Below are 384 nucleotides of genomic sequence, written 5' to 3' on the forward strand. Positions count from 1 at the left end.
GTTGTACCATTTATTCGCTAATGGTTAAGTTAGAAAGGGCGCACGGTGAATGCCTTGGCACTAGGAGCCGATGAAGGACGGGACTAACACCGATATGCTTCGGGGAGCTGTAAGTGAGCTTTGATCCGGAGATTTCCGAATGGGGAAACCCACTGTTCGTAATGGAACAGTATCTTTATCTGAATACATAGGATATTGAAGGCAGACCCGGGGAACTGAAACATCTAAGTACCCGGAGGAAGAGAAAGCAAATGCGATTTCCTGAGTAGCGGCGAGCGAAACGGAATTAGCCCAAACCAAGAGGCTTGCCTCTTGGGGTTGTAGGACACTCTATACGGAGTTACAAAGGAACGAAGTAAATGAAGCGACCTGGAAAGGTCCGTC

General features: G+C 48.2%; 1 rRNA gene. It reads left to right on the forward strand.

The features are described 5' to 3' along the window. Positions 1-22: 22 nt before the first annotated feature. Positions 23-384 (forward strand): 23S ribosomal RNA (locus AC2YJL_RS27670); the annotation flags it as partial.

It is taken from the genome of Priestia sp. SRI_019, from assembly GCF_057586255.1.